At 53.3% G+C, this 15,004-nt stretch carries 20 protein-coding genes; all 20 read left to right on the top strand.

The genetic code is table 11. The features are described 5' to 3' along the window. The first annotated feature begins 13 nt into the window (after positions 1-13). The 20 genes from P9H32_RS01465 (at position 14) to P9H32_RS01560 (ending at position 15,001) form a co-directional block, all read left to right on the top strand. Positions 14-994 carry a flagellar motor switch protein FliG gene (locus P9H32_RS01465; RefSeq protein WP_322607082.1) on the top strand — a complete coding sequence of 327 codons (981 nt, stop codon included), beginning with the start codon at positions 14-16 and terminating at the stop codon, positions 992-994. Then, positions 987-1,604 (top strand): FliH/SctL family protein, encoded by a 618-nt coding sequence (locus tag P9H32_RS01470; RefSeq protein WP_322607083.1) that lies wholly within the window; start codon positions 987-989, stop codon positions 1,602-1,604. Before P9H32_RS01465 ends, P9H32_RS01470 begins: the two co-directional genes overlap by 8 nt. After that, positions 1,576-2,916 carry a FliI/YscN family ATPase gene (locus P9H32_RS01475; RefSeq protein WP_322607084.1) on the top strand — a complete coding sequence of 447 codons (1,341 nt, stop codon included), beginning with the start codon at positions 1,576-1,578 and terminating at the stop codon, positions 2,914-2,916. Before P9H32_RS01470 ends, P9H32_RS01475 begins: the two co-directional genes overlap by 29 nt. Continuing rightward, positions 2,913-3,362: a flagellar export protein FliJ gene (fliJ, locus tag P9H32_RS01480; RefSeq protein ID WP_322607085.1), complete on the top strand. Its 450-nt coding sequence runs from the start codon at positions 2,913-2,915 to the stop codon at positions 3,360-3,362. Before P9H32_RS01475 ends, fliJ begins: the two co-directional genes overlap by 4 nt. Continuing rightward, positions 3,359-3,952: a MotE family protein gene (locus P9H32_RS01485; protein WP_322607086.1), complete on the top strand. Its 594-nt coding sequence runs from the start codon at positions 3,359-3,361 to the stop codon at positions 3,950-3,952. Before fliJ ends, P9H32_RS01485 begins: the two co-directional genes overlap by 4 nt. Beyond that, complete coding sequence (locus P9H32_RS01490; protein ID WP_322607087.1) at positions 3,949-4,911, top strand: flagellar hook-length control protein FliK; 963 nt, start codon at positions 3,949-3,951, stop codon at positions 4,909-4,911. Before P9H32_RS01485 ends, P9H32_RS01490 begins: the two co-directional genes overlap by 4 nt. 11 nt (positions 4,912-4,922) lie before the next feature. Further along, complete coding sequence (locus tag P9H32_RS01495; RefSeq protein ID WP_322607088.1) at positions 4,923-5,366, top strand: flagellar hook capping FlgD N-terminal domain-containing protein; 444 nt, start codon at positions 4,923-4,925, stop codon at positions 5,364-5,366. A 19-nt stretch (positions 5,367-5,385) separates the two neighbouring features. Continuing rightward, positions 5,386-6,192 (top strand): flagellar hook-basal body complex protein, encoded by an 807-nt coding sequence (locus tag P9H32_RS01500; RefSeq protein ID WP_322607089.1) that lies wholly within the window; start codon positions 5,386-5,388, stop codon positions 6,190-6,192. Between the two features lie 38 nt (positions 6,193-6,230). Next, positions 6,231-6,449, top strand: a complete 219-nt coding sequence (locus tag P9H32_RS01505; RefSeq protein WP_322607090.1) for a flagellar FlbD family protein — start codon at positions 6,231-6,233, stop codon at positions 6,447-6,449. Positions 6,450-6,455: 6 nt separating this feature from the next. After that, the gene (locus P9H32_RS01510; RefSeq protein WP_322607091.1) at positions 6,456-7,220 is read left to right on the top strand and encodes a motility protein A; all 765 of its coding nucleotides are present in this window, start codon (positions 6,456-6,458) and stop codon (positions 7,218-7,220) included. Between the two features lie 14 nt (positions 7,221-7,234). Then, entirely contained in the window at positions 7,235-8,011 is a 777-nt protein-coding gene (locus tag P9H32_RS01515) for a flagellar motor protein MotB (RefSeq protein ID WP_322607092.1), read from the top strand. A 10-nt stretch (positions 8,012-8,021) separates the two neighbouring features. Continuing rightward, positions 8,022-8,732: a hypothetical protein gene (locus P9H32_RS01520; RefSeq protein WP_322607093.1), complete on the top strand. Its 711-nt coding sequence runs from the start codon at positions 8,022-8,024 to the stop codon at positions 8,730-8,732. A gap of 43 nt (positions 8,733-8,775) precedes the next feature. Beyond that, positions 8,776-9,270: a flagellar basal body-associated FliL family protein gene (locus tag P9H32_RS01525; protein ID WP_322607094.1), complete on the top strand. Its 495-nt coding sequence runs from the start codon at positions 8,776-8,778 to the stop codon at positions 9,268-9,270. Between the two features lie 5 nt (positions 9,271-9,275). Further along, entirely contained in the window at positions 9,276-10,256 is a 981-nt protein-coding gene (locus tag P9H32_RS01530) for a flagellar motor switch protein FliM (RefSeq protein ID WP_322607095.1), read from the top strand. Positions 10,257-10,275: 19 nt separating this feature from the next. Beyond that, complete coding sequence (gene fliN / locus P9H32_RS01535; RefSeq protein WP_322607096.1) at positions 10,276-10,647, top strand: flagellar motor switch protein FliN; 372 nt, start codon at positions 10,276-10,278, stop codon at positions 10,645-10,647. Positions 10,648-10,781: 134 nt separating this feature from the next. Continuing rightward, a complete protein-coding gene (locus P9H32_RS01540) occupies positions 10,782-11,498 on the top strand; it encodes a flagellar hook-basal body protein (protein WP_322607097.1) in 717 nt (238 codons plus the stop codon). Positions 11,499-11,516: 18 nt separating this feature from the next. Further along, positions 11,517-12,299, top strand: coding sequence for a flagellar basal-body rod protein FlgG (flgG, locus tag P9H32_RS01545; protein WP_322607098.1), 783 nt, complete (start codon positions 11,517-11,519; stop codon positions 12,297-12,299). A gap of 3 nt (positions 12,300-12,302) precedes the next feature. Continuing rightward, positions 12,303-13,247 carry a flagellar basal body P-ring formation chaperone FlgA gene (gene flgA, locus P9H32_RS01550; RefSeq protein ID WP_322607099.1) on the top strand — a complete coding sequence of 315 codons (945 nt, stop codon included), beginning with the start codon at positions 12,303-12,305 and terminating at the stop codon, positions 13,245-13,247. A gap of 8 nt (positions 13,248-13,255) precedes the next feature. After that, positions 13,256-13,846 carry a flagellar basal body L-ring protein FlgH gene (locus tag P9H32_RS01555; RefSeq protein ID WP_322607100.1) on the top strand — a complete coding sequence of 197 codons (591 nt, stop codon included), beginning with the start codon at positions 13,256-13,258 and terminating at the stop codon, positions 13,844-13,846. Positions 13,847-13,858: 12 nt separating this feature from the next. Then, positions 13,859-15,001 (top strand): flagellar basal body P-ring protein FlgI, encoded by a 1,143-nt coding sequence (locus P9H32_RS01560; protein ID WP_322607101.1) that lies wholly within the window; start codon positions 13,859-13,861, stop codon positions 14,999-15,001. Positions 15,002-15,004 lie beyond the last annotated feature (3 nt).

A 15,004-nucleotide genomic window follows, 5' to 3' on the forward strand; every position in this document is an offset into this window, starting at 1 on the left:
GGTTTCTCAACAAATGACACCGGAAAAACGGGTGGCGGTCGTGCTGGCCAGCCTGGATCCGGATGTGGCGGCAAAAGTGATGAGCGAGCTGGACCCGCATATCATGACCAAGGCCGCGGAAAGTATTCGCAATCTGGGAATTGTGCCCGGGAACTTATATAAAAAAGCGCTGGCCGAAAGTGTGCAGGAGCTTAAGGCCTATGGCGATGCCGTTCATGGAAACGATAGTCTGGCTGTCGGGTTGCTCAGTAAAGTCGTGGGCGAACAGCAAGCGGCTTCCATGCTTGAACTCGGCCAGATGGCCGGAAACCGATTCGGTGCACTGGTCTCCCGCAAACCGGAAGAGATTGCGAGGATGCTGGCGGCGGAATCTTCGAGTGTGATTGCTGTGGTCCTGCGTTTCCTTCCATCGCAACTGGCATCGGAAACGCTTTCCCATATTAAAGAAGAAATCCGGAATAAGGTGGTGATACAGATTGCGACCGCAGAGCTTCCGCCGGAGCGGGTTATTGACCAGATTGAACAGCATCTGGTGGCGCGATTGCCGGCTTCTGTCAAACGAAAGCAGGATGATACGGAGCGCATCGATTCGCTGGTTTCCATTATGCAGCGCTCTTCGAAAGAAGTCGCGGATGCCATGCTCGATGAACTGGGTAAGCAGGATCCTGCATTGGCCGACCTCGTTCGTGATCGGATGTTTGTATTTGAAGATATTGCCCGTCTGGATGATGCCGCAGTGCGGCGGATTATGCAGGAGCTTGAGAACGGCGTCCTTTCCACGGCACTGCGCAAAGCTTCGGATGAGGTACGCGACCGTTTCCTGAGTAATATGTCGCGTCGCGCAGCCGACGGTCTGCAGGAAGAAATGGAATACGCCGGGAAGATGCCTTTCTCTGAAGTGCTCGCCAAACAAAAACAGGTTGTGCAGGTGGCCCGGTCGTTGGCGGAACAGGGCGAAATCAAGATCGGCTCTTCGGAGGAGGAATATGTCTAACACGATTTTCATGGATTCGAACGTTTTGGCTTTTGTGCCAGCTTCGCCGGAAGAAGAGACCTGTTCTCAGTCGGACCAGGTTGATACCGCCGAGCTCGAACGCGAGTTGCGGGCTGCGCTCGAAGCTGAATATGAAGAGCGGCTGGAACGCGAAGTTGCGGCCCGGCTGGCCGGAGAGCGAGAACGTTTCGACCGCACTCTGAATCAATGTACCACTAATTTTGATCGGTGCATTGGAACGTTGCGTAAAGAGATTCAGGCCAATGTGGTCGATCTCTCGATTCGCATGGCGGAGGTTATTGTCCGGCACGAATTACCCGATCGGGACATGCTGCATAACCTGATTGTGAAAACCCTCGAGCCGGTTTCGGATCTGCAGGGCGCTCTGGTGCGCCTCAGTTCCAGTGATTGGAATTTATTCGGTGAGCAGATCAGCAACGGCGACCATTTGGGCGTGGGCAGTACCGTGCAGTTTGCAGAAGACCCGAATCTGGCAGCCGGCGATGTGATTGTGGAGAGCCGGAATGGAATTTTTGATGCCCGTTTAAATGAACGTCTAAAGCTGTTGAAGGAAACCCTGCATGAACGTAGCGGAAGAAAACACCCGTAATTTATTGGACTTCGACGATCTCTTCCAAGGGCTGGAAGCATCGACGCTGGCCCGCTCCGAAGGGCGCGTGGTGGAAGTGGCCGGGCTGACCGTGAAATCGGTTGGACCGCATGCTTCGATTGGCGATTTGGTGTGGATTGAACCGCTCTATGGTGAGGGCCATCGTCGTATTCCGTGTGAGGTGGTGGGGTTCCACGATCGCTATGTGGTTTCGATGCCGGTGGAACGCCTCGGCCGGATTCACCCCGGGGCACGGGTCATCCCGGGTGGACGCATGAAAGTGGGGGTTGGCAAGGAATTGCTGGGCCGGGTGGTGGATTTTATGGGACGTCCGATTGACGAAGGGCCAGAGCTGGAAGGATTGCAGCAGGTCGATATTGAACGTGATGCACCGCCGGCGATGAGAAGGCAATCGCTGTCCTCTGTTTTTGAAACCGGTGTGCGTGCCATTGATGGGGTGCTGACGCTGGCCAAGGGGCAGCGCGTAGGGATTTTTGCAGGAAGCGGCGTGGGCAAGAGTGTGCTGATGGGCAGTCTGGCTCGTAATGCGCGTTCGGGTGTGAATGTCATTGCGCTCATTGGAGAACGCGGCCGTGAGGTGAAAGAATTTATTGCCCGGAATCTGGGAGAAGAGGGATTGCGACGCACCGTGGTGGTGGCGGTTACTTCCGATCAGTCACCGGTCAGTCGGCTGAAAGGGGCTTCGACAGCCATGACCATTGCGGAGTATTTCCGGGATCAGGGTGAAGATGTGATGTTGATGATGGATTCGGTGACGCGCTATGCGATGGCGCAGCGCGAAATTGGTCTGGCGGTGGGGGAGCCGCCCACGACGCGCGGTTATCCGCCGAGTGTGTTCAGTCTGTTGCCGCAACTGCTCGAACGGGCGGGGGCATCGGATGTGGGAACCATTACCGCATTCTATACGGTTCTGGTTGAATCCGACGATATGAACGATCCGATTGGCGACAGCGTTCGTGGAATTCTCGACGGGCACATTGTGCTTTCGCGAAAAATTGCTTCCATGGGACATTATCCCGCAATTGATGTTCCGGTGAGTCTGAGCCGTTTAATGAACGATATTGCAACGCCCGAACACAAAGAGCTTTCATCTAAATTACGTTCATTGCTGGCCGTTTATCAAAAGGCACAGGATCTGGTGAATGTGGGCGCCTATGTGGCGGGGAGTAATCCGCAGATCGATGAATCGCTGGCCCGGATTGAGGGAATTAATTCGTTTTTACAGCAGAAGCCCGAAGAGCGCGAGGGATTCGAAGCCATGCAGCAGATGCTTAAGGCGGTGCTGGCATGAAAAAGTTTTCCTTCACATTTCAGTATTTGCTGGATGCACATCGTGCCAAAGAACAGGCCGCGGAACATGCGTTGCGGATGGCTGGGTCCGCACTTGCGGAGGCGGAACAGGCGCTTGCTGCTATGTCGGAAACCGGTGCTCGACAGACGCGGGCGCTTGAGCAAATGACGGGTGTGGTACGGCCGTTGGATTATTCAATTTATCGTGAAAGTGTCGATTTTATCCATCAGCAGATTGCGGCGTTAAAACAAGTCTGCAGCTCGAAGGCGGAGGCCGTGGAGGAATGCCGTGCAGCGCTCCGCAAGGAAGTGACCTCGCGGCGTATTCTTGAAAATCTCTGTGACCGGGAGCGAGTCGAATGGGCGGAGGCGCTTCGGGCCGAAGAGCAAAAACAGATGGATGAGTTGGCCGTGGTTCGTTGGAGCCGGCAGGAGGTTGGGGTATGAAAATATGGTGTTTGATGCTGAGTCTGGTGGTTGCTGTTTTATCCGGTCTGCTGGCTTTTACAGCGCAGTCCGGACATTTGCCGTTGCAGAAGGCCCGGGAGACCGACTCTGCCTCTGTGCAGGAAGAGCCCCGGTCTGTCACGCCGCTGATCAGTTCGCAGATGGGTCTGGTTGATGAGTTGGTGGAATCATTGCAAGCGGCGCACGAAGATTTAGATGCAGCCAAACTGCGTCTCGATAAGCGCGAAAAAAATCTTCAGGAACTTTATTCGACCTATCTCAAACTCCGGAAAGAGACCGGAATGCTGATGGATAATTTGGAAAATCAGCTCGTCAAGGTGGATGAGAAAGAGGCCCGGAATTTCAAGAAGCTTTCCGGGGTCTATTCCAAAATGGAACCTGCTTCGGCGGCACAATCGCTCAAGCATATGGAGGCGGAGCGGGTGGCTTTGATTCTCAGTCAGATGGATAGCCGTGCGATGGCTGCGATTATGGATGAAGCGGTGACGATTTCGGTGGATGGCAGTGAATATGTCGCGCAGTGGTCGGATGCCATGCGGCGGCTGGACGATGGCAAGGATGACGCATGATGAATGTTGACTCTACTGTGGTGAATGCCGCTCCCAAAAACCCAAAGGCACTGAAAAAGTCGGGAGATGAAGCTGAAGATGCATCGGGTGCTGAATTTGCGCTTTTCTTAGCCGAACCGGAAACGGCAGAAGTTCCGGGTTCCCAGGGGTTGGAAGAATCTCCGGTGGCAGAAATTCCGGTTTTCCAAGGGGGGGAAGAATCTGCGGTGGCTGAGGGAGGACTTTTCCAGGGGCTGGAAAAAAAATCGGCGAAAGCGGGTGAGGTTGTGCCGGATCCGGAAGAGGTTTTCTCCCCGAAAAGGGAACCGTTTCCGGATGGTGAAGATCCGTTTGCATCAGCTGTTTTTATGCCGATTACAGAGCTTCAGGTGTTGCGTCAGGTGGGGATGAATTCGCAGCTGGAATCGGCCGTGGAACCGGAGTCGGCGGCTTCGATAGCGGCTCTGGAAGGGAAGTCTGCTGTAATCTCCGATGCGATTACCCGAGCACCTGTTCAGCAGGAGGTTCCGGTGTTGCAACCCAGTTTAGTGAGCGAAAAAACGATCCGTCTTGAGCAATTGGCTGATCGGTTTGATCAACGGTTGCTTTCTATGGTTCAGCGTAATGAAAAGGTGATGCGGATCACAGTACACCCCGCCACGATGGGGCGTTTGACGGTTTTGTGTCGGGAGGAAAATTCAAAACTTTCGGTCGAGATTGTTGCGCAGAACAGTGGGGTCCGGGAATTAATTGCCGGGCAGGAGGGGGCGGTTCGCCGGCTGATGCAGGAGCATTCGGTCGAGCTGGGCAGTTTTGATGTTTTGATGGATCAGGGACAAAGCGGGGGGCGGAATTTTGGTTCCAGTCCGGGCTCAGGACACCGCGAGGCCCGTGGCACCGCTCCTGCTTCGAACGAAGAGGAAGAACTGCATGCGCATCGGGTGATGCATAAAAGCGGTGCAGTTTCTTTGATTGCTTAACGAGGTATACCATGGAAATAGAAAGCCTATACGAAAGAAGCAGCGCAACGACGACCGCTCTAACCGGCGTCGCCGGCGGTGAGCTTGGTAAAAATGAATTCCTGCAGATGCTGGTGACGCAGATGCAAAGCCAGGATCCAATGGAACCGATGGACAATGCTCAGATGACCGCCCAGTTGGCGCAATTCAGCGCTCTGGAACAGATGGAAAATCTAAATTCCCAGTTCGAGGGCTTTCAGCAAAGTTCAACGGCAGCAATGTCGCTGATGAATTCAGGCCAGCCTGTGGTCATGGAATTGAGTGATGGATCCAGCGTTGAAGGCGTACTGGAAAAGGTACAGTGGATGGGTGGCGAAACACAATTTGTGGTGGATGGGACGACCTACTCCAGCGGAGATGTAACCAGTTTGCAGACAGCTGAAACTCCAGCTGATCCTGCGGAAGAAACGGCATAACGTCGTAAGGAGAAATAGCATGATAAATAGTATGTGGAGTGGCGTTTCAGGTTTACGTGCGCATCAAACGAGCATGGATGTGATTGGTAATGATATTGCCAATGTTAACACGGTTGCTTTTAAGCAGAGCGATATTTCGTTTGAGGACGCGTTTTATAATTCGATGGGGTCTCCAACGGCCGACACGGCCGGTAAGCAGGTGGGAATGGGCGTGAATGTCGGTAAGATTACGCAGGATTTCACCGGGGGGCTGTTGCAGTCCACCGGAGTTCCTACCAATCTGGGCATTTCGGGCGACGGTTTTTTTGTTCTGAAGGATGCTGCGGGGTTGCAGACCACCTATTCCCGGGCCGGTGATTTTGAATTCAACTATGATTCAGGGGCCGATGCGCTTAATTTGCGGGGGCCGGATGGAAAATATTTATATGGAACGATCGGTGCAGCCTCCGGTTCAGCCAGTTCCATGATTGCGCTGCCGGGGGATATTCAGGACATGATGATTTCGAGCAGCGGCCAGATTTCGTATATCGATTCGACGGGTTCGCTGGTGGAAAATGCGTACACGGTGGATATTGCGACCTTCCCGGGAGAGACCGGCCTTGCACAGCTCGGCGGTAATCAATATGCCGAAACCGCCGCATCGGGACAGCCAGATTTTGATTCTACGGACCACACTATTGTGCAGGGTTATCTCGAAAACTCAAATGTGGACCTGGCGAAAGAGTTCACGGAAATGATTGTGGCTGAACGTGGGTTTCAAGCCAATTCCCGTACGGTGACCACTTCGGATTCGATGCTGCAGGAGCTTTTGAGTCTGAAACGCTAGGCCGAATCGTTGGGAAACAGGAAGAAGGAGAGTAGGACATGATCAAGGTAACCGACCTGCACGGGGTTGAATATTCGCTGAATGCGGAACAGATCGAGAAAGTAGAGCAGAATCCGGATACCCAGATCATGCTGCTGAACGGACATCGTTATTATGTGCGTGAATCCATTGATGAGATTATGGCGCGGGTTGTTCAGTATCGGGCGGACTGTAACGCAGCTCGATCGGTACCGGTTGCCGAAGGGCAAAAGGAGTAATAATCCATGGATATTGGAAGCATAGTTGGTGCAGTGCTGGGATGGCTGCTGGTTTTTATTGCTATTGCGATGGGCGGGGGAAGCGGTTTTTTCAACGCGCCGTCGATTCTTATTACCGTGGGTGGGGCCATTGCCGCGACTCTGATTCACTATCCGCTGCCGCAGGTGATGGCTGTGGTCAAAGTGGCGCGTAAGGCTCTGTTCGTTAAGGAACAGGATTATATGACCCTCTACGATCAGCTGACCGACTATGCGGTGCGGGCGCGCCGCGACGGCTTGCTGGCGCTGGAAGGGGATATTGAGCAGCTTACCGATCCCTTTATGAAAAAAGGTTTTCAGATGGCGGTCGATGGTAACACCATGGAGGTGCTGCGCTCTGTGCTGGAAGACGATCTGGCCGCTATGCAGGAACGTCATATTGTCGGGCAGGGCATTTTCAAGGCATTGGGTAACTATGCGCCGGCCTTTGGGATGATCGGTACTCTGGTGGGTCTGGTGGCCATGTTGCAGAATATGTCCGATCCGAAATCATTGGGTAGCGGTATGGCGGTGGCTTTGCTGACCACAATGTATGGAGCCATGGTTGCCAACCTGGTTGCGCTGCCGACGGCAGGAAAGCTTGAGCAGCGCACGATGGAAGAAGTGGCCCTGAAAACAATGGTGATCGAAGGTATTGTGGCCATTCAGGAAGGGCACAGTCCCCGCATTGTTGAGGAAAAACTTCGTGCGTTCATTCCGCCGAGTATTCGCCAGAAAACGATAAAAGACTAGGTCGGGAAGAGTCGATGCGCAAACGTAAAGAACCAGATCAGGAGGGTTGCGCCTTATGGATTGTGACCTTTGGCGACGCGATGTCGCTGCTGGTTGCATTTTTCGTGATGCTGGTGTCGTTTGCTGACTTCGAGGAGCACTCCCTGCAAAATATGATGGGGGCTCTTAAAGGCGGTTTGCGGGCCGTTCCGCTCCCCATGGCAACGACGGTCGGCCGTGTGGAGACGCTGACCGAAACGGACGCCAGTGAGACGGAGGTTTCGAAGAATGCTTCGACCGCGATGGTCGAATCGAGCCAAGAGGTGCTTCGGAATAGCCCTGCCCGGAAAATTATTAAATCCAATTCGCCGGACTATTATCTGCATTTGCTGAAAAGCGGTGTTGCATTGGTGGTCACCCGTAACTCCGCATTTAAGTCGGGAACCGCTGAGCTGTTGACGCCGGATCATGAAGCGTGGCAGGTGGCGACTGATCTGATGCATTCCGTAGAGAGCGAAATTCGTGTTGCGGTCACGCTGCCCGAAAACGTGCCGGTTCGACTGGAGGGATATACCACTTCGTGGGGGCTTGGAATCGAGCAGGCGCTGGCCATTCAGGAGCTGTTGTTTCAGAATGGCGGTGACCGTAAAAAAATAAGCACTTCTGTTCGGGTTGTCCGGACGATGCCTTCCGGCGAGGCGGCGGATGGTACGGTTGAAATCCGTTTTATCGGCGCCACTGAATCGAAGCTGAATACGATGCCCGGAAAAATCCTGCGCGGGGCATGGCGTGAGCAGGGAACCATGGAATAGGAAGCGACCAATGGGCAGAAAAATTAGAAAACCGAAGGAGGAGCTCGCGCCTTCTTATTTTGTCCAGTTCGCTGCACTGTGGTGCATCCTGCTTGGTTTTTTTGTGATGCTGCTCAGCCTGGGAAGCACACAGATGGGGCCGGGGTCCGATGGGATGGGCGAGGTGCGCGATGCGTTCGGAAGTACCGGCGGTCTGGGGCTGCTTCCTTTTGCTAAGAATGCCTTGTTCGGCCGCCATGATGGGGGGGCAAGCTCATTTCGAATTCGTAAGAGCGCCCCGAATCAGACGGCGGAGGTTGATGGATACATTCGTGGTATGCTCTGGAAAAAAGGGTTGTCCAATATCTCCATGGTTTCCGTGGTGCATACTCATGATTCTTCGACGGTGATTTTGCAGATTCCGATTGATTTTGTGGGGAATGAACATCTGGGCCGGGAATCCGTGACGCTGCTCGAAATGCTGGGAGAGGTTTTTCTCAGCTTACGTGAATATGAGATGGAGGTCATGGCGGTGTGTGATGATGCAGCGGATCCAACCGCCCGTCAGCGATTGGCTCTGTTGCGCGCAGCGGTGGTGGCCCGTTTTCTTACTGAAACAGCAGGGTTGTTGCCGGAACATGTACACGCAGTCGGATTATCCGACACGTGGATGCTCGATTTGCATGGCATCGAGCATGTTAATGGACATGTATTGATTTCAATCAAACAGGAATACCCGTAACGGGACCGAACAGATTTTTTGAACAGGAAGGCTGGAACAGTATATGGCTGAAGAAAACGACATTGATAAAAGCGGGACGGAAAACGAGGGGACCGGAAAGAAAGGTAAGGGAGTCATTCTCATTGCTGTTCTGGGCGTCGTTTTGATTGCAGGAGGCATTGGGACCGGACTTGTGCTGGGGAAAAAATCGCGGCCGGTTGTTACTGTGCCGAAGAAAAATCCCGATACACCGGTCATTGTTCAATTCAAAGATCTCTACGTCAATATTGCAGAAACCAAGGCCACCCGAGTGCTCAAGCTTACCGTGGTGCTGGAGCTCAGCGAAGAAAAACTCACCACGCCGCTGGAGGCGCATCGAGCCATCATTCGCGACCTGATATCCGAAGCGGCTTCGCGGATGACGATCGATGAACTGGAAGGGCGCAACGGCCGGAGTATTCTGAAACGTGAAATTAAAAATCGCGTTAATGATTTAGTGCGCGACCGAATGGCCGGCGCGGTGATTGATGTTTATTTTTCGGACTTTTTAATTCAGTAAATCCCATGGCTGATCAAGAACATAACCTGTCGCCCGATGAAATGGCTGCGCTGCGCGATGTTGCCGTTCCGGAAGTTGATGCAGCGGATGCCGGAGAGCGGGCTGCCCGAATCCAGGTGACCTCGTATAATTTCCGCCAACCCGGTCGGCTGAGCTCAGCTCAGTTGCGGGCATTGAAAATGGTTCATGAATTTTTTGCCAAGGGCCTTTCGGAGGTACCCCCGAGCGGGGTCAATCTTCCGTTTGAGCTCGGGCTGTTGTCGGTGGAGACCATCTCGTACAGCAATTTTATGGGATCGTTGGGAAATCCGTGTTTCATGGCACAGCTTTCGAGTCGTTTTGAGCAACCGGTATTAATGGAAATTGATCTCCGGGTAGTGCACATGCTCATTGCGCATATTCTTGGAAATAAGGATGAGGAACGTGAGGAAGAAGGTAGAAAGCTGACTTCCATTGAGCAGGGAATTGCCGGCAATTGGCTGGAAGGGCTTTTGCCGCTTTTGGGCGAATCCTGGACGCTGTCGGCCCCGGTTGATTTCGGACTCAAAAGCATTGAATGCGATCCGCGATTTGTACAGGTGATGCCGGACGACAGTCCGGTTGTGAGCCTGACTTTCCGGTTGCAGGTTGGAACCGTGAAAGGACAGCTCACACTGTGCTATCCGCTTGAGCCTCTCCAGGAAATGCTTGAAGGCATGAGTGTACGGATGAGCGGGGGCGACGAGGATGATGTTGAGCAGAGCGGCGACAGCACCTTGGTTTCTTTGAAGGGCATCCCTTTTGAATTACGTGCCGAATTGGGACACAGCCACATACGGGCCAGTCAGCTGGCAACACTCAGAAAGGGCGATGTGCTTTGTCTGGATCGGTCGATTCATGATCCGGTGGATGTGTTGCTGGGGGATAATGTGGTATTTGAAGCCGGTCTGGGGAAAAAAGGCGACAATCTGGCCTTGCAGATCCGTAAACGGCGCAAGGATCGATAACGATTTAGGAGACGGTATAATGAGTGCAGAAATGAATAATGAACAAACGACAGCAGCGGATCAGGTTGAAGTGCATCCGGTTTCGCCTGCACCGCTGACTGAACCTGTCGAAGGTGCGAGTGAGGTATCTGAAGAAGTTAATCTCAATATGATTATGGACATTCCGGTCGATGTGCACGTTGAGGTCGGACGTACCAGTTTGCCGGTGAGAGAATTTCTCCGGCTCGGTGTGGGGTCCGTGCTTCAGCTCGATCGGCTGGTCGGTGAATCTGCTGACCTGATAATTAACGGTAAACTGGTCGGCCGCGGTGACGTGGTGGTGGTTGACGAGACTTTTGGAATCCGAATTTCCGAATTGGCGGGCGAGAAGGAACTGATGTCTTCCTGGTAGGCTTTCCGTGCGGCGTATTAATGCCCGACGGCTCTGCACGGTGTGCGGGGCCGTTTTTTTTGTTTCCTGTCTTTGGAAAATTTTCCAGGGATTGGAAGCCGATCCTGTGGCATCGGCCCTGCTTAAACTGGGGCATGAACTCAGGATTTTATAATGCAGCCATACAGATGGCAACGGGCAGTGTGCAGGATATGGAAGTCCATACCGAAAATCTGGCCAACAGCACCATGCCGGGCTACAAGCGTCTGGAGTCGAGTCATACCGTTTTCGCTGATGTACTGGATTCGCAGGTTGGTGCCGCGAAAGAGCCGACGAATCCGATTTCGGTAAATCACAATCAGGGCGCTTTACGTTCTACTGAACGGTCGCTCGATTTTGCGATTGAGGGCGATGGTTTTTTTGTCGTTTCCGACGGGGGACAGGACTATTTAACGCGGAATGGAAGTTTCCGCGTTTCGGCGGATGGGACCATCGTGAATTCCCTTGGCATGGCGGTGCAGACCTCGACCGGTGATTTGCGGATTCCCCCGGGGCAGAATGCGGCGCAGCTGGTGATCGACGATAAGTTGAACCTGCGGGCGGGCAATAAGGTTATTGGAACGCTGAAGATCGAGTCGGTTGAGGATATCTCCGCGTTGGATCAGGCCGGTACAACCTTGTTTGTGAATAACGGGGTGGAAACCGTCGATCCAGAATGCAAGGTGCTGAATGGGTATCTGGAACAGAGCAATACGGCCATTTTTGAAGAAATGGTGGGAATGATGACGACCATGCGCAACTACGAAGCATGTCAGAAAATGCTGCAGACGGTAGATGATGCGGAAGAAAAGATGATGAGCAAGCTCGTTTAGCGAGCCAAGGAGAACGTTATGGAAAGAGCAATGTGGTCATCGGTTACGGGAATGAGAGCGTCGGAAATGTCGCTCGACAACATCGCTAATAATCTAGCGAATATTAACACTACGGCCTATAAGCCGGGAAAAGTGGCCTTTCAGGATATGCTGTATTCCACGCTAACCACCCCGGGAGCTACGAACGGGGATAGTGAGATCCCGGCGGGGATTCAGCTGGGGCATGGCACGAAGGTGGCGGAAATATCCAAACAATTCACCCAGGGTGCACTGAGGGAAACCGGCGGTGATCTGGATCTGGCCATCGAAGGACAGGGCTTTTTCGAGGTCGTCATGCCGGACGGCACTTCGGCGTATACCCGTGACGGTTCTTTCCGGGCGACCTCGACCGGTGATGTGGTTACCGTGGAAGGGTATCGGGTTGCCAATTTTCCGTCCATTCCCAGCGGCACCACAGAGGTTACGCTGGCACCGGACGGTTCGGTTACGATGCTGGTGAACGGCTCCTCGGTTTCCGGGCAGCAGATTTCGTTGGCGCGCTTTGCCAATCCGGAGGGGCTGCGCAGCATGGGGCACAATTTATATATGGAGACGGATGCCAGCGGAACCGCGGAAACCGGGCTGACGCCGGGCGAGAACGGGATGGGGCAGATTATGCAGCGCTATCTGGAAACATCCAGCGTGAATGCCGCCGAAGAGTTGGTGAACATGATCTTGACGCAGCGGGCCTATGAGGCCAACTCAAAGGCCATTAAAGCCAGCGATGAGATGTCGTCGATCGCAAATAATTTACAGAGATAAATCATGAAACGGTTTTTATTCATTTTGATCGTGCTGGGTGGTTTTACCGTTAGTCTCCGGGCGGAAACCATGATGTTTTTGAAGAGCTCTGTTGAGGTGAATGGCAAGGATGTTCTGCTGGGCGACCTGGTGGTGGATTCAAAACTTATTCCGAAGGATTGGGCGGCCCGTCGTGTCATGGCAGCTCCGCCGGCAGGCGAAGCGACCTATTATTCCCTTACGGCGGTGGCCCAGGGATTGGCTCGTTACGAGGATATGACGCGCGTGACGCTGAGCGGTGAGCCTGTGCTGACCATTGCCCGGCGGGATCGGGTGATGGAAAAGGATGAATTCTATAAACCGCTGTGCGATTACCTCAGCAAGAACGAGCCTTGGAAAAATAACGATTTCGATGTCAATATTCTGAATATTCCCCGCAATACGCGAATCCCCGCGGGCGAAACCACGTTTGAAATCAAGCAGTTCGACCGGAAAACGTCAAAAGGCTATAGCGTGGCCTATGTCTCGGTGATGGTGGATGGCATGGAGGAAGTCGAAGTGCCTGTGGGGATCGAAATTCAGTTTCTCAGCGAGGTGTGGGTGGTGGCGAGAAATCTCGAGCGCGGACACATTCTTACTGAATCCGACTTGCGCAGTGAAATGCACGCGATCGACTCCAACGGAAATTATTTATCGAGTCAGGAACAGGTGACCGGGTATGAAGTTTCCCGTGCACTAACTGCCGGAGACCTGCTCCGCAGCAATGCGGTAAGTAAGCCGCTGTGCGTCAAACGAGGTGACTGGGTGGCGATTAATGCGCTCAGCAAAAATTTACATGTCACCTTGCGCGGGAAGGCGATGGCGAATGGCCGTCTGGGCGACCGCATTATGTGTGTTAACGAACGTTCCCAACGTCAGGTACTGGTTGAATTAACCGGTTCGGGCAACGGGGTATTGGTCCGATTGTAGGAGGTGTTATGAAACGAATTATTGCATGTGTGCTCTGTCTGGCAACGGCGGCAATGGCTGAAGAAGGCGGGTTGGCTAAGCGGATGTATGCCGACCGTACTGCGCGTCAGGTCGGCGATCTGGTGACCGTTGCAATTGAGGAGCAATCTTCCGTTCAGAAAGATGCTTCCGACGATCGCAGCAAGTCTGCAGATGGGAATATGTCGTTCAATTTTCCGGGGATGGAAGCCAATGGAAAAGCCATGTGGGATGCGCTCAGATTGCCGGAATGGTCTGTAGGGGCCTCCAAAAATTATTCCGCTTCCGGAGGCAAAGCGAGTTCCGATGCTTTTTCTGCATCGATTACGGTGCACATCACTGAAAAGCTGCCGAACGGGAACTTAATGATTATGGGGGACCGTAAGGTGAATATCGATGGCGATATTATTCTGTTTACCCTCAGCGGAATGATTCGGCCTGACGATATTAACCGCTCGAATACCGTACTTTCTTCACGGATTGCCGGGGCAGCGATTACCTATGAAACCGTGGGTGAGTTTGGCAAAAGCCAACGCAAAGGGCTGTTTTCACGTACGCTGGATTGGATTATCCCGTTTTAGGAACTGATGAAAATGAAAACGCAAAAAAATAGTAACCGGCTGCTTTCAATATGTTGCGTAGCCTTGTTTCTGTTGGCCCTCCCGGTGAGTGCCCAGCTTGGTGCGGCGCAGGTTCGGCTCAAAGACCTGGTTCGGATTCAAGGAGTTGAACGGATTGATCTCGTTGGATATGGAGTGGTGGTTGGTCTGAATAAGACCGGGGACAAGGATATCGAACTGGCCAAGCGGACGGTATCAAACTTGATGAAAAACTTTAATATATTCATCGATTCAAGTGATATCAGCAGTAAAAACGTGGCGGTTGTCATGGTTACGGCGTCCGTCGAGCCGTTTCATCGCAGAGGCGACCGGGTGGGTATTCAGGTGGCTTCCATGGGCGATGCCACATCGTTGCAGGGGGGGATTTTGTTAATGACTCCTCTGTTGGATCCTGACGGAAAAACCTACGCCATAGCGCAAGGCGCACTGGTTGTTGGTGGTTATAGCGCCGGCGTAGGCGGTCCGGGGGGCTCCACAGAAACAAAAAATTTCCCGACGGTCGGCCGTATCCCCAATGGAGCAACCTTGAAATTTGACCACGATGTTGAATTCATCAAAGAGGGGAAACTTGAGCTTGTGCTGCGTCAGCCGGATTTCACGACGGCACAGCGTATTGCCGAAGTGGTTTCTTCGGTTTCCCACAACGGATCCGTTGCCGAGGATGCCGGAACGGTACGGATCACGATCCCGAAAGATGTTCTGGAGGTCGGACTGACCAGCCAATTTATATCAACCATTGAATCGTTGCGGGTTACCCCCGATCGCCGCGCACGGGTGGTGGTTAATGAGCGAACCGGAACGGTGGTATTGGGCGGCGAAGTTATGATCAGCACAGCGATCGTGGCACATGGTAATCTGACGGTACGCGTGGGTTCCACTCAAGGCGTGTCCCAGCCCGGCGCCTTTTCTCGAGTGGGTGAAACGGCAGTTATTGAGGATGTGCAGACCGAGGTGGTAGACGAACCGGCCAAAATTATGGTCGTGCCTCGCACCACCAGCGTGCAGGAACTCGCCGATGTGCTGAATCAACTGGGAGCGTCGCCGCGCGATTTGATCTCAATTCTTGATGCGCTGCAGAATCTCGGCGCATTACAGATGGAACTCATAACTCTTTAGGTG

Source organism: Pontiella agarivorans, assembly GCF_034531395.1.
GTDB classification, from domain to species: domain Bacteria; phylum Verrucomicrobiota; class Kiritimatiellia; order Kiritimatiellales; family Pontiellaceae; genus Pontiella; species Pontiella agarivorans.